Below are 23349 nucleotides of genomic sequence, written 5' to 3'. Positions count from 1 at the left end.
AATATGGCAAAGAGGACTGCTATAGTAGATTTGGGTTCCAATTCTGTTAGATTGGTCATCTTTGAAAAAACCTCTCGTTTTGCCTTTCATATATTTGCTGAATATAAAAGAAAGGTAAGACTTGGCGAAAATGCATACAACAATGGCAAAGTATTACAAGAAGAAGCTATGCAAAGAACGGAAAACACCCTTGCATACTTTAAAGAAATGGCTTTCAAACATAAATGTAAAAAAATTATAATAATAGGCACATCTGCCCTAAGAGATGCCCCAAATTCTAAAGATTTCATAAAAAGAATCAAAGATAAGCTAAATTTAAATATAAAATGCATAGACGGTAAAACGGAATCTTATCTTGGAGGCTTGGCTGCTCTAAATTTAATAAGCAATGTAAAAGACGCCGTTACACTTGACATAGGGGGTGGCTCAAGCGAACTTTGTCTTATAAAAAATGGAGAAATAAATGACTGCATATCACTTGATATAGGCACTGTTAGACTAAAAGAACTTTTTTATGATTCAAATAAACTAAAAGAATTAGATGAATTTTTAGAAAAATCGCTAAAATCTATACCGCAGCATTTTAAAAATGAAAATCTAATAGCCATAGGCGGTAGCTTAAGAGCTATATCTAGCTCTATAATGCAAAAAAATTCCTACCCGATAAAAACACTACACGAATTTAAATACAAACTAGATGATGAAAAAAAACATATACAAAAAATAATAGACACAGAATTTGAAAATCTATCAAATTATGGCATAAAAAAAGAAAGGTTTGATACTATAAAAGAAGGTGCTTTAATTTTTTTAAAAATAGCACAAAAAATAGGTATAAAAGAAGTTATAACAAGTGGGGTTGGCGTTAGAGAGGGTGCTTTTTTAAATGATATTTTACCAGCAAATAAAAAATTTCCATCAAATTTTAATCCTAGCGTTCGTTCTTTGCAAGATAGATTTTTAAATAAAGATGATAGAAATTTAATGCATATTTATTGTATAAAGCTTTTTGATAAATTACAACTTTCACACAAGCTCGATAAAAAATACAAAATAATACTAATAAATGCTGCAAAATTATGCAATATAGGCTCTTATCTCAATTTTTATTTCGCTAATGAACATAGCACTTATTTTATACTAAATGCCCTAAATTACAACTTTTCTCACGAGGATAAAACTTTAATAGCAATGCTTATAAAATTTTCTGGCAAAAAAATAAATCCATTTTTTCTAGAAAACTACAAAGAGTTGCTGCCAGATATTCAGACAATAACTTGGCTAAATTTTATGTTAGCTGTGGCTAGACTGCTTTCACAACATTATTCTAACAAACAAAGACTTGATTTTGAATACAAAAATAATACACTTTACATATATTCAAAAGCAAATATAGATGTAGCAAAAGACGAATTTAGAAAACTAGCTCTACCAAACACAAATATAGTTTTAGCATTAAATCAAAAACCTAATTATTAGTCCTTTTGCTAAGTAGGTTTTGAATTTTTCTTTTATTTTCCTCAAAAAAGCTGTCAAAATTTCTATCTTTTTTGTTTAAACTTGTATCTAAATCTTTTTCATCTATGTCTTGTTTTTCTAAAACTAAATTTGAGTTGCCTATTATCATTGTATATCTTTTTTTTTCATATTCTAATATTATGAATTGGTTACTTCTATCAATCGGTCTTTGAAAAACAATGCGAAAATTTTTTGTATTTATGTTATTTTTTAACAAAAACGATCTTTTTAGCCACCAAAGTGCAAATAAAATTCCAAGCAAAATAGTAAGAACTAAAGCATAATTTGCCAAATCAAATCCTTCCAAACTAGAAGCTTTAGTCTGTATGCTTGAATTTGTTTCCATAAGACTAAGAGGGGTTGTATTAGCAAGAGTAACTCCCTTTGGCAAAACTCTTACTCTAAGCCCAAATTTATCATTTACGCTTGATAAATCAATATCTACATCATCTTTTGTTTCTAGCATAATAGCTGTTTTTGTGTTTTGAGGGCTTATTAGGACCTTTTTGACAAGTTTTGAATTTAACTCTTTGGCTTCTTCTTTCTTGCTTTTAAGAGAATCAAAGCTTAATAATATAAATCCTTTCTTTATGTCTTTCTTAACAGATGCCTCATAGGCACTGTCAAAAGAAAGCATTATATCTACCCTATCTTCTCTATCATATATGTTATAGCTTACTAAATTAGCAGAAAATAAGGGCAAAGATAAAAAAAGAAGCGATAAAAAATACTTCATTGTATTTCTTTTTTAAAGTATTGAAGAACTGTTTTGGAGTCTAAAATTTCATTTATACGAATGGCTAAATTTCTTTCATAAACCATAACTTCGCCTTTGCCGAAGATTCTTTTGTTTATATAAAGCTCAACGCTTTCTCCGGCTGGTTTTTCAAGGTCTATAACAGAGCCAACATCGAGTTTTAAAAGATCACTCACGCTCATACTCGTCATACCAAGTTCGCTAACAAAATCAACAGTTATATCTAAAATATCTTCATAGGACTCCAAGAGTCCCATATGATCGCCGTATTCGTTGAGCTGCTCACTCATGATTTTTTATAACCAATCCTAAAATTAAAATTATCTATACTATAGGTTAATTCTTTATCTAGTTCGAAATTAGCAAAATCAACTCTTCCTAGATACTCAGGAACTCCGAGTTTAAACTCATCTTTGTTATCATTTAATTTAACTTTTGCATAGCCTATTATTTCATTGGCACATTCTTTTGATAAATCGCACAAATCATCTTCTTTTAATACCATATTTTTTAAAAATACCTGTCTAAATTTATCAAGAACTTCTTTTGGAAAAAATAGATAAAATACAAAATCTCCTTGAATTTTACTATTAAGAACTATAGAAGAACCATAAAGCTCACCGCCTATATCATTTGCCTTTTTTAGGTTTTGTTTTAAAATTTCCTCAAAAAAATGTTTTATGGAAAAATCCACTATTTCAAGCATTTTTTATCTCCTGTTATTTATATTTTTGTAATTATAACAAAATAAAAACAATTCTAAGAAAAAAGCTCCTTGCTTTTTGTTAAAATTTCATCTATATTGCCATTTTCAAAACTTTTCACTATCTGTGTGCCTACAATAGCACCGTCACAAATTTTTTTCACATCTTTCACGTCTTTAGCGTTTTTTATACCAAAACCGACAAAAACGGGCAAGTCGCTTATTTCCTTAATATTTTCTACTAAAGTTTTAAGAGACTGTAATTCAGCCTTTTTTCCACCTGTTATACCAATGCTAGCTATTGCATAAACAAAACCACTTGCTCTTGATATTATTTTCTTTATTCTTGCTTTTGGAGTGGTTAAACTTACTAAGGCTATTAATGCTATACCCTCTTTTTTGCACTCCTTAAAAAGAATTTCATTTTCCTCATAAATCAACTCTGGCACTATAAGTCCTTTTATGCCCACCTCTTTTGCTCTACTTACAAATTTTTTTATACCATAGGAAAAAATTAAATTGTAATAAACTAAAAAGGTTAGAGTTTTTTTGGTTTTAACTCGTGTTAAACTTTCAAAAACCTTTTCTATATCAGCACCGTTTTGCAAAGCTTTAAGAGCTGCCTCACTTATAATTTTACCGTCTGATATAGGGTCTGAATATGGTATGCCAATCTCGACTATATCTATATCGCTTTCATCAAGTCTGTTTAAAAATTCCTCGCAAAGTTCTAAATTTGGATAACCCATAACTATATAAGCTACATTAGCTTTATCTTTATAAAGATTTTTAAAACTAACCATAAATTTCTCCTTTTTTATAAGATAAAACAGAATGCATATCTTTATCGCCTCTGCCAGAAAGATTTACGACTATTACGGATTTTTCTTTTAATGTAGGGCAAAGTTTTTCAAGATATGCAAGAGCGTGAGAGCTTTCTATGGCTGGTATTATGCCTTCTAATTTGCAAAGAAGTTTTAAAGCATTAATACACTCATCATCATTTATAGCATAATACTTTACCCTTTTTACCTTATGTAAATAAGCGTGAATTGGACCAACTCCTGGATAATCAAGTCCAGCAGAAATGCTATGCACAGGCAAAATATTTCCATAATCATCTTGTAAGACTATAGTCTTCATACCGTGTATAATACCTACCCTACCCTTAGTCAAAGTAGCTGCGTGATAAGGAGTATCTATACCTAATCCAGCCGCTTCTACTCCTATTAAACCAACAGTTTTATCATTTAAAAATTCATAAAACATACCTATTGCGTTACTTCCTCCACCAACACAAGCTATTATATAATCAGCTTTTTTCCCAATTTTCTTTAACTGTTTTTTAGTTTCTTTGCCTATTATGCTTTGAAAATGAGTAACTATCTGTGGATATGGGTATGGTCCTACTGCAGAACCTATAACATAAAAACAAGTTTCTATCTCATTTATCCAGCTCTGAATAGCTGCTGTAGTAGCTTCTTTAAGTGTTTTTAAGCCCGTATTTATTAAATTTACCTTAGCACCCAATAATCTTATCTTTTGCACATTAAGCTCTTGCCTTTTTACATCAGTTTCACCCATAAAAATTTCACACTCAAGTCCTAAAAGTGCGGCAGCTGTAGCTGTAGCCAAACCGTGCTGTCCTGCCCCTGTTTCAGCTATTATCTTTTTTTTACCCATTTTTTTAGCAAGTAAAGCTTGGGCTATGGCATTATTTATTTTATGAGCTCCGGTATGGTTTAAATCCTCTCTTTTTAAATAAATATCATGCCCGTAATGTTTGCTTAAATTTTTAGCATAATAAAGAGGTGTTTTCCTACCTACATAGTCTTTTAAAAGAGATTTTAACTCGGATTTAAAATCCTTTTGAAAAGCTATTTTTAAAAAAGCTTTTTCAAGTTCCTTTAAAGCACTTATACCTGTTTCTGGGACAAACTGCCCACCGAATTCTGCGTAGTATCTATTCATTGTTTTACCTTTTTAAGTATCTTTTTTACAAGCTCTACATCTTTTAAAAATTGTTCATTTTCAACTTTTGAATTTATATCCAAAACAAAAGCACCTGTTTTTATAGCATCATTTATATTATCAAGCCCTATGCCTCCAGCCAAAATAAAATCTTTATCATAATATTTTAAAAGATTCCAATCAAATTTAAAGCCATTTCCTCCTTTATTTTTTCCTCCTGTATCAAAAAGAACGTAATCACAGTAAATTTTATGTGGCAAAATAAGCTCATCTTTTACACTAATAACCTGCCAAATTTCTTTGTTAAGGGCTTTTAGTTTATTAAAAAAAGCTTCACTAATCATCTTGTAACTTTGTATCACATCTAAAAATTTACAAACTTCTAAGATCAAACTATCCTCCTCATCTACAAAAACCCCAACCACTTTTTTGGCATTAGACCTTGCTATTTTACTTAACTTTTCAGCATTTTTAAAACTTACTTTTCTTTTACTCTCTGCAAAAATCAAACCTATATAATCAATATCAAGCTTACACAAATCTTTTAAATTTTCCTCATCTTTTATGCCGCAAACTTTAATCTTCATTTAAAAGTCTCGTTTTTTCTCTATAATTTTCAAAAAATTCTAAAACTCTACCACTATAAATAGCTTCTAAAATCATATCTTTGGCTTTTAAAGGATTATCTACTATTTTTGCTGTGTAAAGAGCAAACATTGCATTTAAAACTACTATATCAAGCTTTGCACCCTGAATTTTACCACTTATAGTATCTAACAAAATTTTAGCATTTTCTTTGGCATTAGAGCCGATTATCTCGTGATACATAGCTCGTTTAAACCCAAACTGCTCAGGACTTATGCTATAAGAAAAAAATTTTCCATCGTCTAGTTCGTAAATTTTACTGTCATCACAAATGCTAAGCTCGTCCATACCATCATTGCCACGCACAAGCAAGGCTTTTTTTCTACCTAATTTTTTTAAAACTTTTATTAAAAGTTTATGCACAGGGGCGTGATAATTCCCCATCATCTGATATTTTAATTTTAAATTTGGATTTAACAAAGGTCCTAAAACATTAAACACAGTTTTTACTCCAAGCCTAGTTCTCACATCTTTTATCTCGCCGACTAAAGAATGAAAATAAGGAGCGTGAAAAAAGGATAAACCATTTTCATCTAAAAGTTTTTTATGCTTGCTTATGCTATTAAAACTACAAATTCCAAGCTCATCTAAAACATCAGAACTCCCGCTTGAGCTTGATATAGCTTTGTTGCCGTGCTTTGCGACCTTTAATCCAAGACTTGCAAGTATAAAAGCAACTGTTGTTGAAACATTTATACTTTTAAAACCATCTCCTCCAGTGCCTACTATATCTATCATATCGCTTTCATCACTAAAAGTTTGCGAATATTTAAGCACAGACTTTACAAGGGAGCTTAAAGAATTTTCATCTAAAGATTTTTCAGTAATCAAAACAAGCAAAGCACCAAGTTGTATAGGTTCATACTCCTTTGATATTATTAATTTGCAAATATCTGCAAAATCAGCTTCGCTTAATTTATGACTATCTTGAATTTTATTTAGATAAAAGGCTAAATTCTTTGCTTCTTCTTTCTTTTGCTGTTTTTTCAGGCTTAAAAAATTTTCAAAAATTTTAAGTCCATATTCACTAAAAAAACTTTCAGGGTGAAACTGAACTCCAAAATAAGGCAAATTTTTATGTTTTATAGCCATTACTATATCATCGCTAGTTTTTGCTAAAAGCTCAAAATCATCGCTTAAATTCTCTATGCATAAAGAATGATACCTCATCACTTCAAAACTTTTTGGCATATCTTTAAATAAAAGCCCTTCGTTTTGTATGTAAATTTTAGAACTTATGCCGTGTGCTACTTCTTTAAGTCTTGCAATTTTGCATTTAAAACACAGTCCCAAAGCTTGATGTCCAAGACAAATGCCAAGTATTGGGATTTCTAATCTTGATTCAAAAATATCCAAACACACTCCACTATCTTTTGGGTGTTTTGGTCCCGGGCTTAATACTATAAATTCGGGCTTTAGCTTTTTGATTTCATCAACAGTTACACAGTCGTTTCTTAATAATCTAACTTCACCATCATAAAGACTTTCAAGCATAGTTTTGACATTAAAAACAAAAGAATCGTAGTTGTCTATAAGCAAAATCATATCTTAGCTCCCAAACATTCAAAAGCATAAAGCAAACTCTGTCTTTTGCTCTTTATCTCCTCGTATTCTTTTTCATTATCGCTTTTTATGACAATACCTGCACCACTTGCGATAAATGCTTTATCTTTTATAAATATAGCACTTCTTATGAGTATGGCTAAAAGTATATCTTCATTAAATCTTAAAAAACCTATGCCACCACCATAAACACCTCTGTTTAAATTTTCAAGCTCAGAAATTATTTCTAAAGCTCTTATTTTTGGTGCTCCACTTAAGGTTCCTGCTGGAAAAGTAGCACAAATAGCATCAAAAATACTTGCGTCTTTCTTTAAATTCGCATAAACAGAGCTTACTAAGTGCATTACAAATTGATATGTAACTATATCAAACACCTTTTCAACCCTAGTTTTTTCAGCAAATTTAGATATATCATTTCTTGCTAAATCAACAAGCATTCTATGTTCGCAAAGCTCTTTTTCATCGCTTAAAAGATCCCTTTTTAGAGCTTCTTTGTCGCTATTTTCATCTATTTTTCTAGTTCCTGCTATTGGTGCTAAAAAAAGCTCTTTATTTTTAATGCTTAATATAAGCTCTGGCGAAGAGCCTAAAACTGTGCCGTATTTTGTAGGAAAATAAAACATATATGGACTTTTATTTTTCTTGCTAAGCACTTGATAAAAGTCAAAACTATCTATATTATGTCTTATGCAAAGCTGTTTGCTTAATACTACTTGAAATATATCTCCACTCAAAAGATAGCTTTTTGCCTTATCAAGCATATCAAAAAAGCTTTTTTTCTCTTCATCAAGGTCATTTTCAATCTCAAAAAAAAAGTCTTTATCTTCTTTTTCTTCTATAAAATCATCACTTAAAAAAGAAAAATATTTATCAGCACCAAATTTAAAATACATCTTTGAGTGCTTTTCATAAAGTAAATAAGCTCTAGCGTTTGCGAATAAAAATAAAGGAAAATCATAACTTTTTTTCTCGCAAATTTTTATATCCTCTATCAAGGATATAAAATCGAAAGAAAACACACCAAAAAAACCAGCCAAATCAAAGCTGTGTTTTTTTGCACTTGCCTCATAAAAGACTCTTTTAAATTCACTAAAATCCATATTATTAGAATCTAAATACTCTACATCAATACCTATTATAACTTTAGTATCATCTTCTGCTAGATATGAATTTTCATATCTTTTTAAAATTTGTTTGTAGTAAAAATTTGCTTCTTTGCTTAACATAAAAAATCCTTAGTAAAAAATAACATTAATTTAGGAAAATTTAGCTACGCCAAAGATACAAGGAGTTAAAAAAAGAGGAAAGAATAAAGAAAGACGAAAGCACAATAAATGAGTTATATTCTATTTTCAACACATCTCAATCCTTCTTTGAATTTTCTAAGTTTAGTCTAAACTTTATAAAATAAAGCTTAAAGAGACCAACCATCATCTACTATTAAATTTTGACCCGTAATGTTTTTGCTAAGATCACTAAGTAAAAATAAAATAGCACCGCAAAGATCACTAGTATCAAGCATACCCTTTGAAGCACAAGATTTGTTGTAGGCTTTTAAAAAAGTTTCACTTTGACAATCTTTTATACCGCCACTTGAAACTGTATTTACTCTTATATTTTGTTTAAAACACTCTTTAGCTAACCAAACTCCAAGGTGATTTATGCCTGCTTTTATTACGCTGTATTCCAAAGGACTCTGCATAGAAGTGCCTTCGTAATTTTCAAATTTTGGTGCTTTAAAGCCCATTATAGAACTTAAATTTATCAAATTTCCAAAGCCTTGTTTTTTAAAAAATTTTATAAATTCCTGTGCTGCTAATATATAAGCTGCTAAGTGCATATTTAAACTTTCGCAAATTTGTTCAAAACTAGCTTCATAATAAGGAATTTTTCCCCAATGTTTTGGGTATGGGTAAGTGGTATTTACAAAAGAATCTATCTTTGAAAAATGTTTTAATGAAGCATTTATAGCCTTATTTAAACTCTCTTTTGAACTTATGTCAGTTTCTAAAGCAAGAATTTGCTCTGAATTTTTTCCTAAGTCTTTTTCTAATAATTTTAAATTTTCCTCATTCATATCAGATATAATTATACAAGCTTTATTTTCAAGGCACTGCTTACTTAGTTCTTTTCCTATACGCCCACAAGCTCCAGCTATAAAAACAACTTTATTATCCAGCACTAAAGATCCTTTATTTTTAAGTTTTTTTCTTTGATTAAAAATTCAACTATCTTAAAATCAAGCTCATTATCTATATCAAATGCGGTATCATCATTCATAACAAACAAAGCCGTTTTCTTGCCAAATAAAATATCGCTCTTAAGCAATCTATTTCTTTTAAAAATGTAAATACTTGCATTCATATCATATACTTTTGGACCATCTTGCCGCCTTTTCACAAGGCTTTTTTTGCAAAGTCTAACTTCTCCACTTTCTTTTAACTCTACTTGGTTAAAATACGGGCTTTTTCTAGCCTTAGTAACGCTTATTAAATTTTCTTTTCCACTTTTTACAAAAAGATTAAAGGCATCTTTTATATCTTTGCTAGAACGAAGCGGTGCAGTAGCATCAAGGTCTATCGCGTAATCAAAAGTTGTGTTAAAGTATTTTTCACTTCTTAAAAAACAGTCCCTTATAACAGGTAGTTTTGCTGCACTATCTAAAGCAAGCTCTTTATCTCTTTTAAAAAAGACACAAGCACCGTGTTTTTTAGCTACAGACATAATTTCATCGCTATCAGTGCTTACTACTATATGTTTAAAAAGTTTTGAATTTTTAGCTTGGTAAATACTGTAAGCTATCAATTCTAAGTCATTTATCTTTTTTATGTTCTTGTTTTTAAGACCTTTGCTACCGCCTCTTGCACAAATTGAGCATAAAATTTCAGCCATTTCTCATCTTTACCTTATCAGTTAGCTTTAAAAGCTCTAAGCCTTGTTCGAGGGTGCATAAATTCTCATCATTTTTCATAACAGCCTTATGCAAAGCTTGTAAATTTTTTATAGTGCTATTTTTAAAATTTATCTTTTTAACCTTACCATTTTTTTTGTAAATTTTAATGTAACTTTTTATCAAATCAGCCTTAAAACTTCTTTTTAAAGTGCAAATATTTATAGTTCTAGAAAGCTTTTTTGAAAAATAATCAAGATTAATAAATACTTTTTCATCATTTTTGCCCTTAAGTGCCAAAAAAGCAAAATCATCACTGCTTATATCCAGCTCTGAAATTTTCTCATTTTGAGAATATAAAAGCTCTAAATCCTTAAAAAGATAAGAAGCCAAATCTATCTCGTGAGATAAATCAAGCAAAACACCTCCTCCAAGCTCTTCTTTGGCACTATAATTATTTTTGTAATCATCATTTCGGTAATTTGGAAGATAAGAATTGCAAACAAAATTTGCAAAATAAGGTTTTTCATAGCTTAAAAGCTTTTTTAAAGCTTTAATCACAGGGTGAAATCTCAAAAGATATGCCACAAAAATTTTATTATTAGAGCTTTGTTTATAATCCTTATAGCTTTCAAATAAAGGTTTTTCAACTAAAATTATTTTATCTTGCAAATTTGTATCTAAAAACTGCAATGTAGAAAAATGAGAAACAGTGATATTTGAAATGATAAACATATCAAATTTATCAAGCTTTTTTATATCCTCTAAATTTTCATAAACTGTTAATTTGTGGTTTTTAAATTTATCCTTCTTAAAGCTTTTAGAACAAATGCTTACATCAAAACCTTTTCTTTTCAAAGCTATAAAATGCTTCTTGCCTATACTTCCAAAACCTATAATCAAAATTTTCATAGCACAAACTCCTCATTTGCTTTTTTATACTCACTAAGCCTTCCTATATCTATCCAATAATCGCTTATAATATAAGAAAAAACATTTCTTTCATTTAATTTTACAAGTTTTTCTATGAGATTTGGCATATCTAGGTATTCGTTTTTGTTTAAAAAGGATAAAACTTCATTTTCAATAACATAAATACCAGCTGAAATCAAAAATTTTTGTTCAGGCTTTTCTTTTATATCCTTTACAAAACCTTTTTTTGTTTCTATAACACCATAAGGAATTTGTTGAGAAAATTCTCTAAGGCAAACAGTCATTAAAGCTCCTGATTTCTTATGTGCCTTTAAAAGCTCTGTAAAATCAAGGTCTGTTAATATATCAGCATTCATTACTATAAAGCTTTCTTTAAAATCTTGATCAAGCAAAGACAAAGCTCCGGCTGTGCCTAATTTTTTCTTCTCTCTTACATAAGATATATTAACATTAAATTTTGTTCCGTCCTTAAAATAATCCTCTATTATCTTTCTTTTGTAATTTACGCACAAGATAAAATCCTCAAAACCTTGATTTGAAAATCTATTTATAATGGTTTCGAGTATGGGTTTTTTTCCTACTTTAAGCATAGGTTTTGGAGTATAGTTTGTAAGCGGAGCTAGTCTAGTGCCAAGTCCGCCAGCCATTAAGATGATTTTGTTTTTATGCTTTTCATTCAAAACAGAAGCGATAGATTTTATAGCCAACAACCTACCATTATCATCTAATACAGGAAAATCATAAATATCCGTTTTTGAACTAAGTTCTAAAAGCTTTTTTCTGCTTGTTTTTGGACTTATTGTTATAGGATTTTTAGTGTAAATTTCTTTTATGCTATCATTTATGCTAAAGCCGCTTACTAAAGCTTTTCTTATGTTCGAATCGCTTATTATGCCCAAAAATTTATCATCGCTAGATACCACTATCCCAAGTCTAACTCTCTCAAATCCTATGACTTCTAAAGCCTCTTTTATGCTTGAGCTTTCTTTTAACTTAAGTTTTTTTATATTCATTGTTTTATATCCATAAATTCCTTATTTAAAATTGTAGCTAAATTTACAGTTTTTAAAACATTTTTTATCATTTTACTTGCCATTTTGTTTTCAAAAGGATTTTTAAAATTCTTTAAATTTTCTTTAAAATCGCTTGAATCTAATCTCTTAAGTGCTTCATTTAAATTCTTAATATCGCAGTCTATTATATTGCTTGCTCTAATCCTGCCCCTTTGCCTATCGCCTATATTTATACAAGGTGTTTTAAAAAATGGACTTTCACAAATTCCACTAGAACTATTCCCGAGCACAGCCTTTGAAATTTTCATTAAACTTAGATACTTCAAAGCTCCTAAACTGTCAAAAAGCTTGGCATTTGCATTGTTTTTACAGAATTTTTCTATGCTCTCGTTTATAAATTTACCATTTTCATCGGCATTTGCCTTTGTAAAAATAAGGCTTGAGTCTCTAAGCTTTGAAAGCTCATTTAAAAAAATACCAAATTCTTCTTTATCTTTTGAATTTATAGTTTGAGGATGATATGTTATCAAAAAAATATCTCTTTTAAAGCTAATGCCAAGCTCTTTTTCAAGCTCATCTTTGCTTAAAAACTTCATCTTAGCTATGTTTTCGCCGGCTAAACTGCCAACAAAAAACACCCTTTTTTCCTCTTCTCCTAGCTGCAAAACCCTTTTTTTATATTCATTAGCTGCTACGAAATGCAAGCTTGACATTTTAGTTATACTATGTCTTATGCTATCGTCAATAGCACCAAGGCTTAATTCTCCGCCGTATATATGTGCTATAGGTATTTGCAGTATCAGACAAACAGTAGCAAGAGCTAACATCTCATATCTATCCCCTAATATCACGACTATATCTGGTTTTAATTCATTTAAAACCTGACTAAATTTAGCAATAGCCACACTTATATTTTTACAAATTCCTAAAGAATCATTATTTTTACTTAAAATATGCACCTTTTTATCTATGTGAAATTCTTTTTGCACATCTTTATATGTGCTTCCATACTCTTTGCTTAGATGTGTTCCGCTTATTATAAGCTGGAGTGTCAAGTCTTTATCAGCCTTTATTTCCTTGCAAATGTTTTTTAAAAGATACCATTCAGCCCTAGTTGCACTAAGAACGCAAATTTTTCTCATATTAACTCATCTTTTTTGTAGTTTTTAAGAGCCATTTTACCCAAGTATTCATCATATTTACAAGCAGAAATTCCATTACCCGGTCTTTTTGTGCCTAAATTTTCCTTGCTAAAAAACTCTCCTTTTTTTATATCTTTTAAGGCTACTAAACTTTTTCTAGCTACTTTTAGATTTTTCCTTTCGCTCTTACTAGCCTTTTTTATACCATTTCCTAAAGCTAAATTTATATCCTTAACGCCATCGCACAAAGCTTTTAACTCATCTGGCTCTAAAGATGCTTTATGATCTGGTCCTTGCATATTTTTATCTAAGGTAAAATGCTTTTCTATGACAACAGCACCCAAGGCTGCGGCAGCTAAGCTTATATGTATGCCTTTTGTATGGTCTGAATACCCTACTTTGAGTTTAAAAGCTTCTTTTAAGGTAAGCATAGCTCTTAAATTTACCTCGGCAACAGGTGCAGGATATTCGCTAGTGCAGTGAAGCAATGTAATATTTTTTCTTTTTGTTCCATTTTTACACAAAATATCAATAGCAAATTCAACCTCAGCCAAATTTGCCATACCAGTTGATAAAAGTATTTTTTTATCAAGCCTAGCTACTTCTTTTAAATATGGTAAATTCGTTAAATCCGTGCTTGAAATTTTAAAAAGTTCAAGTTTTAACTCGTTTAAAAGCTCTAAATTTTCGCTATCAAAAGCAGTGGATAAAAAAGAAATGTTACATCTTTGGCATTCTTTTATAAGCTCTAAGTGTGCTTTTTTGTCAAGCTCTAGTTTTTTTAGCATAGAAAGCTGGTTATCTTCCTTGATATTTTTGCTTTGATAAGAAGCTAATTTCGCACTTTTACTAGCTAAAAGATTTGCTTTAAAACTTTGAAATTTCACAAAGTCCGCACCAGCTTTTGCAGCCTCTTTAATCAATCTTTTAGCGATATTTAAATCCCCATTATGATTTACTCCAGCTTCTGCTATAACGATAGTTTTTTGCATTTTTTACCCTAAACATTTTTTAAAAAAAGAAAAGCAAAAAGCGTTCTAAAAATTTCAAAAATGCACTAAAGCACTTTCTGCAATAGTTTTACAAATAATTTTAGATCTTTTTCCAATAAGATAGTGCGAATATAGAGCTAGGTGCAGAAGAAGACCCTGAAATAGAGCTTGAAACAGCAACGGCACTGTCATTGTCAAAGCTGTAAGAAAATCCTAAAGAGGTATTTGGTATGGAGTAATTGCTAGTATATTTTACACCATTAAATTTGCTTGAACTTTGATATGTTTGAGAAAAACCTATATCAAGTGAAATTTTAGGACTTAGTATGATAGAGCTGTCAATACCTGCAAAAATCGCATTACCAAATTTTACAGTATTACTTTTAAATTTTAAATTATCATTATATCCACCACCAAAGTATATAGATAAAACTATAGGATCACTATAAGTTTTAAGACTAAACTGTGCGTTTATGCTTTTTGCATAAAACATCTTTGCAGAAGTAGTAAAACGTACTCTATCAAAAATGGATGCTTGTGCCGAAAACTGCGGTATAAAAGAACCTATAGAAGCAAAAGAATATATAAAACCTAAGGAAAGATTATCAAAATTTGTTCTTTGCTCTGTTTTATAAACTATGGGAGTGAAAAACCACCCTCTTGAGTGTCGCTTTGAGTGTATGAAAGTCTAGCATTTGTTATGATATCTAAACTATCATTTATAGAACAAATAAAACTTTGTCTTAAACTAAATTGCCTGTTATCTAAATAGTTTTTTCCATCATTATAGGTGCTTATGTATGGATAAGTATTGTAAAAATCGGCATTGCCACTGCTTAAATACTCAAAACTTGTTACCATTCTAAGCCCAAGTTGCTTTTTAAAAAGAGAATCAAAAGTGATAGGATCAGAAGCAAAAAGGCTTGAAAACAAAAGAATTTTTATAAAAGCGGTCCTAAAGACTTTAAGCATTTAAAACTCTAAATTTAAAAGCTCACTTAAAGGGCTTTTTTCTTCTTTATTTAAATTTGTAGTGCTATTAAATTTTTGTTCTAAACTTAAATTTTGTAACTTACTTAGGTCTTCTTTATCAAAGCTTTGTTTTAAATTTACATCTTTAGTTTTATTTAAATACTCTTTTGTCCTAGTTTCTAAGTCTCTATAGTCTAATATAGAAAAAAGAGAGCTTATAACATCATCATCAAAGTCGGCAGCCAAGATAAGTTGATTATTTTTATCAAGTATCTTAAAATCATAACTTTTTATATCATCACTCATCTTTATCTGTGTGCCGTCTGAAAAGGTAAGGGTATATTCGCCACCAATAGGAGTGGGTTTAGCATAACTTGTATCATAGTTTGCTATTAGCTCTATGTTTTCTCTTATCTTTTTCATATCAAGCCCTAAGGTTTTGTTTTCAAAATAAGAAAAAATAGAATCAAAAGTATCAGCAACTTGAGAAAAAGCATTAAAAATTCTATCGCCGGTAAAATGATGCCTTAATTCTATGCCCAGCTCGATTGATTTTTCAGCAAAAAGCTCCTTTTGAGATTCGCTTTTACTAAGCCATAAAACCTCTTTTGCCAAAGGTTCTATCCTTTCTCTAAAGTCGCTTGTAGTTTCTGATAAAGATAAGGAATCGTGTATCTGTAAATCAAATCTTTCAAGTTGTATGAATGTGGCACTATCTTTTCCAAATTCGCTTTCAAAAAAGTTTTTAACAGAGTTAAAGGTTTCATTAAGATAATTTATAGCATTTTTAAGCTCTTGTTCGCTTATATAATTATCTCTTTTATCCATCTTAAAAGAATTGTTGGTATAAGTATTAAAATACCTATCAGTATAATAACTTTTACGATAAATAGATCTACCATCTCTAAAATAAGCTTTTAACTCATTTTCCACATCTTTCTTATCCCATAAAAGCGAAAAACCGGACTCACCATTTTTTAAATCACTCAAAGCCTTATCAAAGTCTATATCTATCTTATTTTTAGAAGTGTATAGCTCAGAAAAAAACTTATCTTCTGAAGAAAAGCCATTAGCAATAGAACTGCTTAACACTTTCGCTCCTTTTTAGAATCTATTGTATGGGTTAAAAAGGCTATCTTTGTGCTTATTTAACAAGCCTTGAACCTGAGGTATTAAATTATTTATTAAACTATTGTGCCCTACTCTTCTTATTTGTTTTGTATATTTGTTAAATCCTACTAGCTGAATATCGCTTTTACCTGTCTTAAAATTATAATGGGCTTTTATAACAACCTTATCGTTAAATCTAAAATTTGCGTTATCAATAAGCGATTTTTCAAAGTTATCGCTATATCCTAACTCGTAATATGCTGTAAATCCGAACTTTTGACCGTAATTATTTATGACACTATCAGTAAAATAAGGTTTGTTGGTATTGAGTATATAAAACCCGCCCACAACCTGTTTTAACTCATCATCATTAAGTTTGTGTGAAGTTTTATCACTTAAAGAACCATTGCTTGCTATACTTAATATGTCTAAGTCTTTTGCATAGCTTAAGCTTAGAAAGATTAAAAAAGTTAGAAATATTTTTTTCATATTTATTCTCCTTATATTTTTTTTTTACATTAACACACAATGTAAAAAACTAAATATTAAAAAAAGTAATTTTATTTAGTATTTTTACTTTTTGAAACAGTTTAAACATTATAAGTCCTTAGAATTTAAAAGCTCACTTAAAGGGCTTTGTTTTGTGTTTAGCTTTGTGTTTTTAGCTTTTTCTTCTAAATTTATATCTTGCTTTAAACTTAAATTTTCTTTCATTTTATTTTCTCTATTATCAAAAATAGAAAAAAGGGTGTTAAAAATTCTATTTTTCATATCTAAATTTGCTAAATCCAAATTTGAAAATGCCAAACTAGAAGAAAGCTTTATATCAAAATTTCCATTATCATCTAAGCTAAGCTGTGTGCCGTCCATAAGTGTTAAACCGTTATCTAAGGAGTTGCTATCTCGGTAGCCCTTGATATTTTTTAGCTCTTGCATTATGTAATCTTTATCCAAGCCGTCTATTTGCTCTATTGCATAATCAAAAAAATTAGCCAAAGAAACCTCTGATCCTTGCATACCATAAGTATATTTGTTTGCTTCTAGTAAAATTTCATCTTTTTGCTCTTTGCTTCCGTCATAATTTTGAACTTTTTCGTATATATTTGCAAGATTTTTTTCAAATATATCTACATCTGATTTTATAATCATCAAATAAGACTGCAAATCCCAATGAAGCTTACTATCTAAACCTTGTTCTTTTTCTACATAAGAAAGAATTTGTTCTGCAAGGCTTATAAGATTAAGCAAAGACTGTCTATAAGAAGCTTCGCTAACCTCATTTTGGGTTTGACTGCTTAGATATGAAGAAAAAAAGCTATTTGTGCTTTTTGGAAAGAATGTCATATGCATAGAACCGTCTTTAAGAATTTCAAAATCTTCTTTAGCATTTTTTATATTTAATTTACTAGTATCTAGTTTTGAATTTGCATATTTATCTACATTTTTATCAACTTCAAAAGCATTACTTATATAATCTTTTATGAAATTTAAATCAAAGCCATCTTTTTGCACAATGGTATTTTGAATCTCATAAAGATTGTTGTCAAAGGAAGTGTCTTTGTAATTTATTGTTTTATTAGCTTCATAATTTTTCATCCCAGTAAAAACAACATTTGTATTTATCATCTTAAATTTCCTTTCATGGCAATCTACCGTTATTGTGAATATACTGCAAAAGGTGTGCATTTTGATAAACTATATCATTTATATTTGTAGTAATAACTATACCGTCTCTTATATACTGTATAGATGGAGTTGCAACAAAATAAAATCTATCATCTGGACTGTGCTTTACAAGAAAATCATATCGTATGTAGTTTGTGCTCGTATCATATGTAGCCAACAAAAAAGCTGTATCTTTACCGCTTCTTGTATGTAGCACAAACTCATTATACATAGCTTGTGACGTATAGCCATAATTAGAACAACGAGTATCAAAACATATAGAACCTAGTCTGCGTTCATCATCACTAAGACTTAGTGTAAAATACTGTTTAAAAACTCCCGTTCCATTACCGCTAGGATTATAAAAAGCTTCGAAATGATTTACATACAACCCGCCCACAACCTGTTTTAACTCATCATCATTAAGTTTGTGTGAAGTTTTATCACTTAAAGAACCATTGCTTGCTATACTTAATATGTCTAAGTCTTTTGCATAGCTTAAGCTTAGAAAGATTAAAAAAGTTAGAAATATTTTTTTCATATTTATTCTCCTTATATTTTTTTTTTACATTAACACACAATGTAAAAAACTAAATATTAAAAAAAGTAATTTTATTTAGTATTTTTACTTTTTGAAACAGTTTAAACATTATAAGTCCTTAGAATTTAAAAGCTCACTTAAAGGGCTTTGTTTTGTGTTTTTATAAAGTCTCTTACTTTCTATTGCTTCAATCTTTATAAAAGAATCATTCTCGCTATCTTTCATAGAAAACAAAGAATCGTATTTTTCATCTTCAAATTTAGCACTTACTTTTACCTGCTCTTTTGGATTTATTATAACAAAATCTAAATTTTCAAAGTTATCATCTGTTTTTATGATAGTGCCATCGCTAAGTATGAGGATATACTCATCTGATATCTTATTTTTTTCTATAGTATTTTTCTGATATGAAAAAACTTTTTCTATATTTTCGTTTATCCTATCCAAAGCCGAATTTGGTAGTTTATCCCCTATATAAGCAAGTATATCCAAAAAAGATGTGGCAAGATTGGTGCTTGAATTATCAAAAAAAGCACTCATCTTACTTGCTAATTCTTTTGATTTTTCTACAAAAATATCCTTGTGTTTTTCGTATTTAGAAAGCGTAGATACATCTTTTACAAGAGGTTCTATGCTTTTTTTAAACTCGCTTACACTTAGAACCTTATTAAAAGAATTGTCATTCAAAAAATTACTTTCAAGCGTATTAAACATAGCACTTGCTTTTTCATATTCTTCGTCAAATCCTCTAATTTTAAGGGAATTTATAGCACTTGAAAATAAGCTTTGTAGTTCTAAAATAGATTTTTTAAAAGCATCATCGCTTATTTCAAGACTATTATTTTGGTATCCAAGATATCTTGAAGGCTGTATGGATTCATCATCTAGCTTGATTGAATTAGCTTGTACATTTTGACCTAAAACTTCACTAAATTTTACATTTACCACACTAGAGCTATTGTTAAAAGTGTTTGCATTTAAATTTGATACAGATTTAGATTGTATTATCATTTCTTAAATCCTTGTTTTAGAGTCTTGTTTTATCAAACAAAGTATTCTTATGTATATTCATATAATTTCTTACAAGTTGTCCTAATTGCCTGTTTATAGTCAATACATCTGGATGATTTTGATTTAACATTCTTATTTGCTTAGTATTTTTATTAAAAGCAACAAGAGTTACAGTCATAGTATTTGACTTAAAATCATAATTTCCTCTTAATGCCACCTTTTCCCCAAAATTTATAGTTGAATTATTTATAAAAAAACTCTCTGCTATATTACTAGCAGCTACTTCATAATAGGCTTCAAAATAAAGCCTATTGCCAAAAGCATTTGTAACTCCATTATAAAAAAAATGGCATATCGCTGACTAAGTGAAACCCTCCCACAACTTCTTTTAACTCATCATCATTAAGTTTATGTGAAGTTTTATCACTTAAAGAACCATTACTTGCTATACTTAGTATATCTAAGTCTTTTGCATAAGTAAAAGAAATTAAACTTAGAAATAGTAAGAAAGATAAAAATATTTTTTTCATAAATTTTTCTCCTCAGATGTTTTTATTGTTAATTTAATTATATCTAAAACATAATTTTTTTTATTTTATATATTTTTAAAATTATTTTTATTTTAAAAAATTTACTTTTTGAAACACATACTTTTTAAATATAAAGATATAAAAATATATAAAAACTTAAAGTAATTCAAGCAAGAAGTATTCCTAAAGATACTTTTTTTTTGCTTAAATTAAATTTTATCCTTTTTAAAATCTTTTCTTAGTAACTCACTTAAAGGGCTTTGTTTTGTATTTAAATTTATATCTTTAAATTTTTCTTCTAAATTAATTTTTTCTTTTAAAATATTTTCTTTTTCTCTACTATCAAAGAGAGAAAAAAGGGTATTAAATTTTGTGTTTTCAACGTTTATCTCACTAAATTTATCATCTGCTCTATATATTTTAAGCATATCATCATCTGCTTTTACAACTACGCCATTATCAAGGGTTATACTCTTATAATTACTGCTTACATAGTCTTTTATAATTGAAACATTTTCATTTATTTCATCATATGGTATATCTAAATTTGGTAACTTTTCTTTTAGATAAGAAAATAGATCATCAAAACCAATAGCATAAGAATAATAATCGGCAAAATACAAATTAATATCAAGATAAAGCTCATTACTATTTTCACTAAAATTATCAGTATTTTTTTCTTTTAAAAGTTTATCAGCTTTATTCATAAGCTCCTCAAAATTTATATAAGTTTTTGTATCATTGCTAGGATTCATCATCATTAAATCATTATAGAGTTTATCATCGCCCTTTGCTTGCTCTAAAGCACTATCAAAGACTTGTTTTATTAACTTATCTATCCTTGCTCTAGCATTACTAGCCTGTGAATGAGTGATTAAGGTGGAATTAGGGCTATCTTTTATATTTATAGATTGATTTATTATGCTATCTTTAAACTCCTTACCGCCTTCCACAAATAACGGATTAAACCACACTTGAACCTTTCCTAACTTACTCTCATCTTGTGTGTTTTTAACATCGCTTTTATAAATTTTATCTGATGATTGAGTAAAAACTTGTGTGCTAGTTGCAAAATTTATCATTTACCTACCCTATTTTGACCGTATAAAAGATCTATGCGATATCTATTATTGTATATCCACTGCTTTGCAATTGGGGATAATTTATTATAAATCTCTTGTGCCAATGGATCTATTTTAAAACCGTCTCTATGCCCTTGAGTAAGTGTATTTACAACTATAAATCTAGTATCTATTTGTCCTGTTTGAAAATTATATGTAGCTTCTATCACTGGATATTCATTGATAGGATCTAATATTGTTAGCCAATTATAAAATACTAAATCACTAGGGCTGTCGTATTTATCTGGAACTACATAATAATACTCCTTATACCAAATGTTTTTACCCAATCTATCCCTATATCCGACACGACCTACAAGATAATTTATATCACTACTATAAAGAACAAACCCACCCACAACCTGTTTTAACTCATCATCATTAAGTTTATATGAAGTTTTATCACTTAAAGAACCATTGCTTGCTATACTTAATATATCTAAGTCTTTTGCATAGCTTAAGCTTAGAAAGATTAAAAAAGTTAGAAATATTTTTTTCATATTTATTCTCCTTTTTTTAAACATAGTTTGTTTAAAAGACTTTGTAAATTTTTCTAAATACAAGCAAAAAGTATTCCTAGAATTTAGTTTTATCTGAATGATAATCTTTAAAAAAGATCTCATTTTTAATAGATAAAAAATTCATATCCTTTGGCAAGACTATAAGAACGTATCCACCTTGTTTATCTATATCCCAAATGGAGTAAAATTCATCTTTAGAGCTTATATAAGAACCAAAATTTGGGTCTATTATCCTGATAAAATCACCTTTTATTGGTATTACTACTATAAAATGAGGAAATCTAGGATCTTTTTGAACCTTTACTATGGCTGGCATACTAAGATTTGAAAACTCATCTCTACTTAGTTTATAAGCCTCGCTTTCATATTCCATTTTTATAGCAAGGTCTTTTAGCTCGAAAAAAGATAGCATATCTGTTTTGTGGTTTAATAAATCTAAAATATCTTGTTCCTTAAAAAGCTTAAAAGAAAATAAATTAAGTAAATTTGCCATAGAAGCAGCTCCGCAAGATTCTTCGTAGTTTTGCCTTACGGTTGCTTCATTTCTAAGCTCTTGTATTGATTTTAAAACAAATTCAGCTTTTGAAAATGAAAGCAAAAATAGCAAAGACACAAAAGCAAACCTCATAGCAATACTCTTAATCTACTTCATAATTTTTTTTTGTATAAGCTCACTTAAAAGGCTTTGCTGTGTATTTAAACTGGTATTTTTAAATTTTTCTTCTAAATTTAAATTAATTCTTTCTTTTAAATTTTCTTCTTTTTCTCTAGTGTTAAAGATAGAAAAAAGAGTGTTAAATTTTGTGTTTTCAAGTTCTTGTGATTCTTTGCTTAAATCAAGTTCTTTTCCATTTACCTTAAATATAATGCCACCTTCTTTTTTGTGTATTATTTCTGTGCTTGTTCCATCTGCAAATTCTATACTGCTATTACCTTTATTTTGAAAATTTCTAAGTATAAGAAGATTATCTAAAATTTTGTTTTCATCAAGACCACCTACTTTGTCTTTTACATAATTAAAGAATGAAGCAAACTCGTCCCAGTAGCCAAAATTAAAAAAATTATTTATCTCATCTATAATTTTTGGCTCACCATTTTCATTTAGAGAATAGTCTTTTTCATCTAGCATTTGTTTTATCTTGTCTAATTGGGAATTAGCATAATCAACCGAAATTTCTAAAGATGAATAATTCATTTGCAAATTCCAAGAAAGATCACTATCGCTTCCTTGTTGCTCTATAACAAAGTTTAAAATTGACTTAGCTTCGTTTAAAAGAGTATCAAAAGCTGATCTAAATTCTAAATCATTGACTTTTTTATAAATGTTATTTTTATCAAGCATATCAGAGAAATAAGAACCTCTATCAATATCTGGTTTATAAACTATAGTTCCATCTTCATACTTTGTTATTTTCATATCTTCTCGTTCTACAAGCATTTCATATTTGCTATCTGTCTTTTTTACAAAATTTATACTTTCATTTAACTCATCATCAAAACTTTTAGAATTAAAATTTTGTTTAGAAGCTGTATTTGTAAAATAATTTATATTGTTGTTGCTTATGGCATTAATAGTATTCTCCTTTTTTAAACATATTTTGTTTAAAATACTTTTTAAAATTTTCTAAATATAAGCAAAAAGTATTCCTAAAAATTAAAGCAAATTTCTATATGCAAAAAAACATTAAAAAATTGCTTAAAACTTTAGAAAATTTAAAACAAAAAAGATATAATTTTTGAATATAAAAGGA

General features: G+C 29.0%; 28 protein-coding genes. 1 reads left to right on the top strand and 27 read right to left on the bottom strand.

The window, feature by feature from the left end; genetic code table 11:
• Positions 1 to 3: 3 nt before the first annotated feature.
• Positions 4 to 1479, top strand: coding sequence for a Ppx/GppA phosphatase family protein (locus Q0J35_RS00950; RefSeq protein ID WP_297192159.1), 1476 nt, complete (start codon positions 4 to 6; stop codon positions 1477 to 1479).
• On the opposite strand, the gene Q0J35_RS00945 is transcribed toward Q0J35_RS00950, so the two are convergent.
• From Q0J35_RS00945 to Q0J35_RS00815, 27 genes are all read right to left on the bottom strand, one after another.
• Entirely contained in the window at positions 1469 to 2254 is a 786-nt protein-coding gene (locus Q0J35_RS00945; RefSeq protein WP_297192157.1) for a hypothetical protein, read from the bottom strand. The two genes, Q0J35_RS00950 and Q0J35_RS00945, sit on opposite strands and share 11 nt — an antisense overlap.
• Positions 2251 to 2565 (bottom strand): flagellar motor switch protein FliN, encoded by a 315-nt coding sequence (gene fliN, locus Q0J35_RS00940; RefSeq protein WP_297192155.1) that lies wholly within the window; start codon positions 2563 to 2565, stop codon positions 2251 to 2253. Before fliN ends, Q0J35_RS00945 begins: the two co-directional genes overlap by 4 nt.
• The gene (locus tag Q0J35_RS00935; RefSeq protein WP_297192152.1) at positions 2562 to 2981 is read right to left on the bottom strand and encodes a hypothetical protein; all 420 of its coding nucleotides are present in this window, start codon (positions 2979 to 2981) and stop codon (positions 2562 to 2564) included. The genes fliN and Q0J35_RS00935 overlap by 4 nt, the downstream gene beginning before the upstream one ends.
• 53 nt (positions 2982 to 3034) lie before the next feature.
• The gene (trpA, locus tag Q0J35_RS00930) at positions 3035 to 3781 is read right to left on the bottom strand and encodes a tryptophan synthase subunit alpha (protein WP_297192150.1); all 747 of its coding nucleotides are present in this window, start codon (positions 3779 to 3781) and stop codon (positions 3035 to 3037) included.
• Positions 3774 to 4949, bottom strand: coding sequence for a tryptophan synthase subunit beta (trpB, locus tag Q0J35_RS00925; RefSeq protein WP_297192148.1), 1176 nt, complete (start codon positions 4947 to 4949; stop codon positions 3774 to 3776). The genes trpA and trpB overlap by 8 nt, the downstream gene beginning before the upstream one ends.
• Positions 4946 to 5536 (bottom strand): phosphoribosylanthranilate isomerase, encoded by a 591-nt coding sequence (locus Q0J35_RS00920; protein WP_297192146.1) that lies wholly within the window; start codon positions 5534 to 5536, stop codon positions 4946 to 4948. The genes trpB and Q0J35_RS00920 overlap by 4 nt, the downstream gene beginning before the upstream one ends.
• Positions 5526 to 7139 carry an anthranilate phosphoribosyltransferase gene (trpD, locus tag Q0J35_RS00915; RefSeq protein WP_297192144.1) on the bottom strand — a complete coding sequence of 538 codons (1614 nt, stop codon included), beginning with the start codon at positions 7137 to 7139 and terminating at the stop codon, positions 5526 to 5528. The genes Q0J35_RS00920 and trpD overlap by 11 nt, the downstream gene beginning before the upstream one ends.
• A complete protein-coding gene (locus Q0J35_RS00910) occupies positions 7136 to 8383 on the bottom strand; it encodes an anthranilate synthase component I family protein (RefSeq protein ID WP_297192142.1) in 1248 nt (415 codons plus the stop codon). Before Q0J35_RS00910 ends, trpD begins: the two co-directional genes overlap by 4 nt.
• Before the next feature lie 188 nt (positions 8384 to 8571).
• Positions 8572 to 9339 (bottom strand): oxidoreductase, encoded by a 768-nt coding sequence (locus Q0J35_RS00905; RefSeq protein ID WP_297192140.1) that lies wholly within the window; start codon positions 9337 to 9339, stop codon positions 8572 to 8574.
• Positions 9339 to 10049 (bottom strand): acylneuraminate cytidylyltransferase family protein, encoded by a 711-nt coding sequence (locus Q0J35_RS00900; RefSeq protein WP_297192138.1) that lies wholly within the window; start codon positions 10047 to 10049, stop codon positions 9339 to 9341. The genes Q0J35_RS00905 and Q0J35_RS00900 overlap by 1 nt, the downstream gene beginning before the upstream one ends.
• Entirely contained in the window at positions 10042 to 10959 is a 918-nt protein-coding gene (locus Q0J35_RS00895) for a Gfo/Idh/MocA family oxidoreductase (RefSeq protein ID WP_297192136.1), read from the bottom strand. Before Q0J35_RS00895 ends, Q0J35_RS00900 begins: the two co-directional genes overlap by 8 nt.
• Complete coding sequence (locus Q0J35_RS00890; RefSeq protein WP_297192134.1) at positions 10956 to 11993, bottom strand: nucleotidyltransferase family protein; 1038 nt, start codon at positions 11991 to 11993, stop codon at positions 10956 to 10958. The genes Q0J35_RS00895 and Q0J35_RS00890 overlap by 4 nt, the downstream gene beginning before the upstream one ends.
• Positions 11990 to 13135 (bottom strand): UDP-N-acetylglucosamine 2-epimerase, encoded by a 1146-nt coding sequence (neuC, locus tag Q0J35_RS00885; protein ID WP_297192132.1) that lies wholly within the window; start codon positions 13133 to 13135, stop codon positions 11990 to 11992. The genes Q0J35_RS00890 and neuC overlap by 4 nt, the downstream gene beginning before the upstream one ends.
• The gene (neuB, locus tag Q0J35_RS00880) at positions 13132 to 14127 is read right to left on the bottom strand and encodes an N-acetylneuraminate synthase (protein ID WP_297192130.1); all 996 of its coding nucleotides are present in this window, start codon (positions 14125 to 14127) and stop codon (positions 13132 to 13134) included. Before neuB ends, neuC begins: the two co-directional genes overlap by 4 nt.
• Before the next feature lie 100 nt (positions 14128 to 14227).
• Entirely contained in the window at positions 14228 to 14620 is a 393-nt protein-coding gene (locus Q0J35_RS00875) for a hypothetical protein (RefSeq protein WP_297192127.1), read from the bottom strand.
• A gap of 143 nt (positions 14621 to 14763) precedes the next feature.
• Positions 14764 to 15099, bottom strand: a complete 336-nt coding sequence (locus Q0J35_RS00870) for a nucleoid-structuring protein H-NS (RefSeq protein WP_297192125.1) — start codon at positions 15097 to 15099, stop codon at positions 14764 to 14766.
• The gene (locus Q0J35_RS00865) at positions 15100 to 16191 is read right to left on the bottom strand and encodes a hypothetical protein (RefSeq protein ID WP_297192124.1); all 1092 of its coding nucleotides are present in this window, start codon (positions 16189 to 16191) and stop codon (positions 15100 to 15102) included.
• Positions 16192 to 16203: 12 nt separating this feature from the next.
• Complete coding sequence (locus Q0J35_RS00860) at positions 16204 to 16698, bottom strand: hypothetical protein (protein WP_297192123.1); 495 nt, start codon at positions 16696 to 16698, stop codon at positions 16204 to 16206.
• Between the two features lie 108 nt (positions 16699 to 16806).
• Positions 16807 to 17835, bottom strand: a complete 1029-nt coding sequence (locus tag Q0J35_RS00855; protein ID WP_297192120.1) for a hypothetical protein — start codon at positions 17833 to 17835, stop codon at positions 16807 to 16809.
• A 13-nt stretch (positions 17836 to 17848) separates the two neighbouring features.
• Complete coding sequence (locus Q0J35_RS00850; protein WP_297192118.1) at positions 17849 to 18415, bottom strand: hypothetical protein; 567 nt, start codon at positions 18413 to 18415, stop codon at positions 17849 to 17851.
• A gap of 108 nt (positions 18416 to 18523) precedes the next feature.
• Positions 18524 to 19426: a hypothetical protein gene (locus Q0J35_RS00845; protein ID WP_297192116.1), complete on the bottom strand. Its 903-nt coding sequence runs from the start codon at positions 19424 to 19426 to the stop codon at positions 18524 to 18526.
• Positions 19427 to 19442: 16 nt separating this feature from the next.
• Positions 19443 to 19643 carry a hypothetical protein gene (locus tag Q0J35_RS00840; protein ID WP_297192113.1) on the bottom strand — a complete coding sequence of 67 codons (201 nt, stop codon included), beginning with the start codon at positions 19641 to 19643 and terminating at the stop codon, positions 19443 to 19445.
• A gap of 118 nt (positions 19644 to 19761) precedes the next feature.
• Positions 19762 to 19956, bottom strand: coding sequence for a hypothetical protein (locus Q0J35_RS00835; protein ID WP_297192111.1), 195 nt, complete (start codon positions 19954 to 19956; stop codon positions 19762 to 19764).
• 209 nt (positions 19957 to 20165) lie between these two features.
• A complete protein-coding gene (locus Q0J35_RS00830) occupies positions 20166 to 21038 on the bottom strand; it encodes a hypothetical protein (protein ID WP_297192109.1) in 873 nt (290 codons plus the stop codon).
• Positions 21035 to 21577, bottom strand: coding sequence for a hypothetical protein (locus Q0J35_RS00825; RefSeq protein ID WP_297192107.1), 543 nt, complete (start codon positions 21575 to 21577; stop codon positions 21035 to 21037). Before Q0J35_RS00825 ends, Q0J35_RS00830 begins: the two co-directional genes overlap by 4 nt.
• 76 nt (positions 21578 to 21653) lie before the next feature.
• Complete coding sequence (locus tag Q0J35_RS00820) at positions 21654 to 22226, bottom strand: cysteine peptidase family C39 domain-containing protein (RefSeq protein WP_297192105.1); 573 nt, start codon at positions 22224 to 22226, stop codon at positions 21654 to 21656.
• A 15-nt stretch (positions 22227 to 22241) separates the two neighbouring features.
• Positions 22242 to 23036, bottom strand: a complete 795-nt coding sequence (locus Q0J35_RS00815; RefSeq protein WP_297192103.1) for a hypothetical protein — start codon at positions 23034 to 23036, stop codon at positions 22242 to 22244.
• Between the last annotated feature and the right edge of the window lie 313 nt (positions 23037 to 23349).

This window comes from uncultured Campylobacter sp. (genome assembly GCF_944323605.1).
In the GTDB taxonomy this organism is placed as follows: domain Bacteria; phylum Campylobacterota; class Campylobacteria; order Campylobacterales; family Campylobacteraceae; genus Campylobacter_D.
This window is presented reverse-complemented; position numbering and strand designations above follow the sequence as displayed.

Coding starts and splice junctions, on each gene's coding strand:
- Q0J35_RS00950 (WP_297192159.1), top strand. CDS start 4: ATGGCAAAGAGGACTGCTATAGTAGATTTGGGTTCCAATTCTGTTAGA.
- Q0J35_RS00945 (WP_297192157.1), bottom strand. CDS start 2,254: ATGAAGTATTTTTTATCGCTTCTTTTTTTATCTTTGCCCTTATTTTCT.
- fliN (WP_297192155.1), bottom strand. CDS start 2,565: ATGAGTGAGCAGCTCAACGAATACGGCGATCATATGGGACTCTTGGAG.
- Q0J35_RS00935 (WP_297192152.1), bottom strand. CDS start 2,981: ATGCTTGAAATAGTGGATTTTTCCATAAAACATTTTTTTGAGGAAATT.
- trpA (WP_297192150.1), bottom strand. CDS start 3,781: ATGGTTAGTTTTAAAAATCTTTATAAAGATAAAGCTAATGTAGCTTAT.
- trpB (WP_297192148.1), bottom strand. CDS start 4,949: ATGAATAGATACTACGCAGAATTCGGTGGGCAGTTTGTCCCAGAAACA.
- Q0J35_RS00920 (WP_297192146.1), bottom strand. CDS start 5,536: ATGAAGATTAAAGTTTGCGGCATAAAAGATGAGGAAAATTTAAAAGAT.
- trpD (WP_297192144.1), bottom strand. CDS start 7,139: ATGATTTTGCTTATAGACAACTACGATTCTTTTGTTTTTAATGTCAAA.
- Q0J35_RS00910 (WP_297192142.1), bottom strand. CDS start 8,383: ATGTTAAGCAAAGAAGCAAATTTTTACTACAAACAAATTTTAAAAAGA.
- Q0J35_RS00900 (WP_297192138.1), bottom strand. CDS start 10,049: ATGGCTGAAATTTTATGCTCAATTTGTGCAAGAGGCGGTAGCAAAGGT.
- Q0J35_RS00895 (WP_297192136.1), bottom strand. CDS start 10,959: ATGAAAATTTTGATTATAGGTTTTGGAAGTATAGGCAAGAAGCATTTT.
- Q0J35_RS00890 (WP_297192134.1), bottom strand. CDS start 11,993: ATGAATATAAAAAAACTTAAGTTAAAAGAAAGCTCAAGCATAAAAGAG.
- neuC (WP_297192132.1), bottom strand. CDS start 13,135: ATGAGAAAAATTTGCGTTCTTAGTGCAACTAGGGCTGAATGGTATCTT.
- neuB (WP_297192130.1), bottom strand. CDS start 14,127: ATGCAAAAAACTATCGTTATAGCAGAAGCTGGAGTAAATCATAATGGG.
- Q0J35_RS00875 (WP_297192127.1), bottom strand. CDS start 14,620: ATGTTTTATGCAAAAAGCATAAACGCACAGTTTAGTCTTAAAACTTAT.
- Q0J35_RS00870 (WP_297192125.1), bottom strand. CDS start 15,099: ATGCTTAAAGTCTTTAGGACCGCTTTTATAAAAATTCTTTTGTTTTCA.
- Q0J35_RS00860 (WP_297192123.1), bottom strand. CDS start 16,698: ATGAAAAAAATATTTCTAACTTTTTTAATCTTTCTAAGCTTAAGCTAT.
- Q0J35_RS00855 (WP_297192120.1), bottom strand. CDS start 17,835: ATGATAAATACAAATGTTGTTTTTACTGGGATGAAAAATTATGAAGCT.
- Q0J35_RS00850 (WP_297192118.1), bottom strand. CDS start 18,415: ATGAAAAAAATATTTCTAACTTTTTTAATCTTTCTAAGCTTAAGCTAT.
- Q0J35_RS00845 (WP_297192116.1), bottom strand. CDS start 19,426: ATGATAATACAATCTAAATCTGTATCAAATTTAAATGCAAACACTTTT.
- Q0J35_RS00835 (WP_297192111.1), bottom strand. CDS start 19,956: ATGAAAAAAATATTTTTATCTTTCTTACTATTTCTAAGTTTAATTTCT.
- Q0J35_RS00830 (WP_297192109.1), bottom strand. CDS start 21,038: ATGATAAATTTTGCAACTAGCACACAAGTTTTTACTCAATCATCAGAT.
- Q0J35_RS00825 (WP_297192107.1), bottom strand. CDS start 21,577: ATGAAAAAAATATTTCTAACTTTTTTAATCTTTCTAAGCTTAAGCTAT.
- Q0J35_RS00820 (WP_297192105.1), bottom strand. CDS start 22,226: ATGAGGTTTGCTTTTGTGTCTTTGCTATTTTTGCTTTCATTTTCAAAA.
- Q0J35_RS00815 (WP_297192103.1), bottom strand. CDS start 23,036: ATGCTTGTAGAACGAGAAGATATGAAAATAACAAAGTATGAAGATGGA.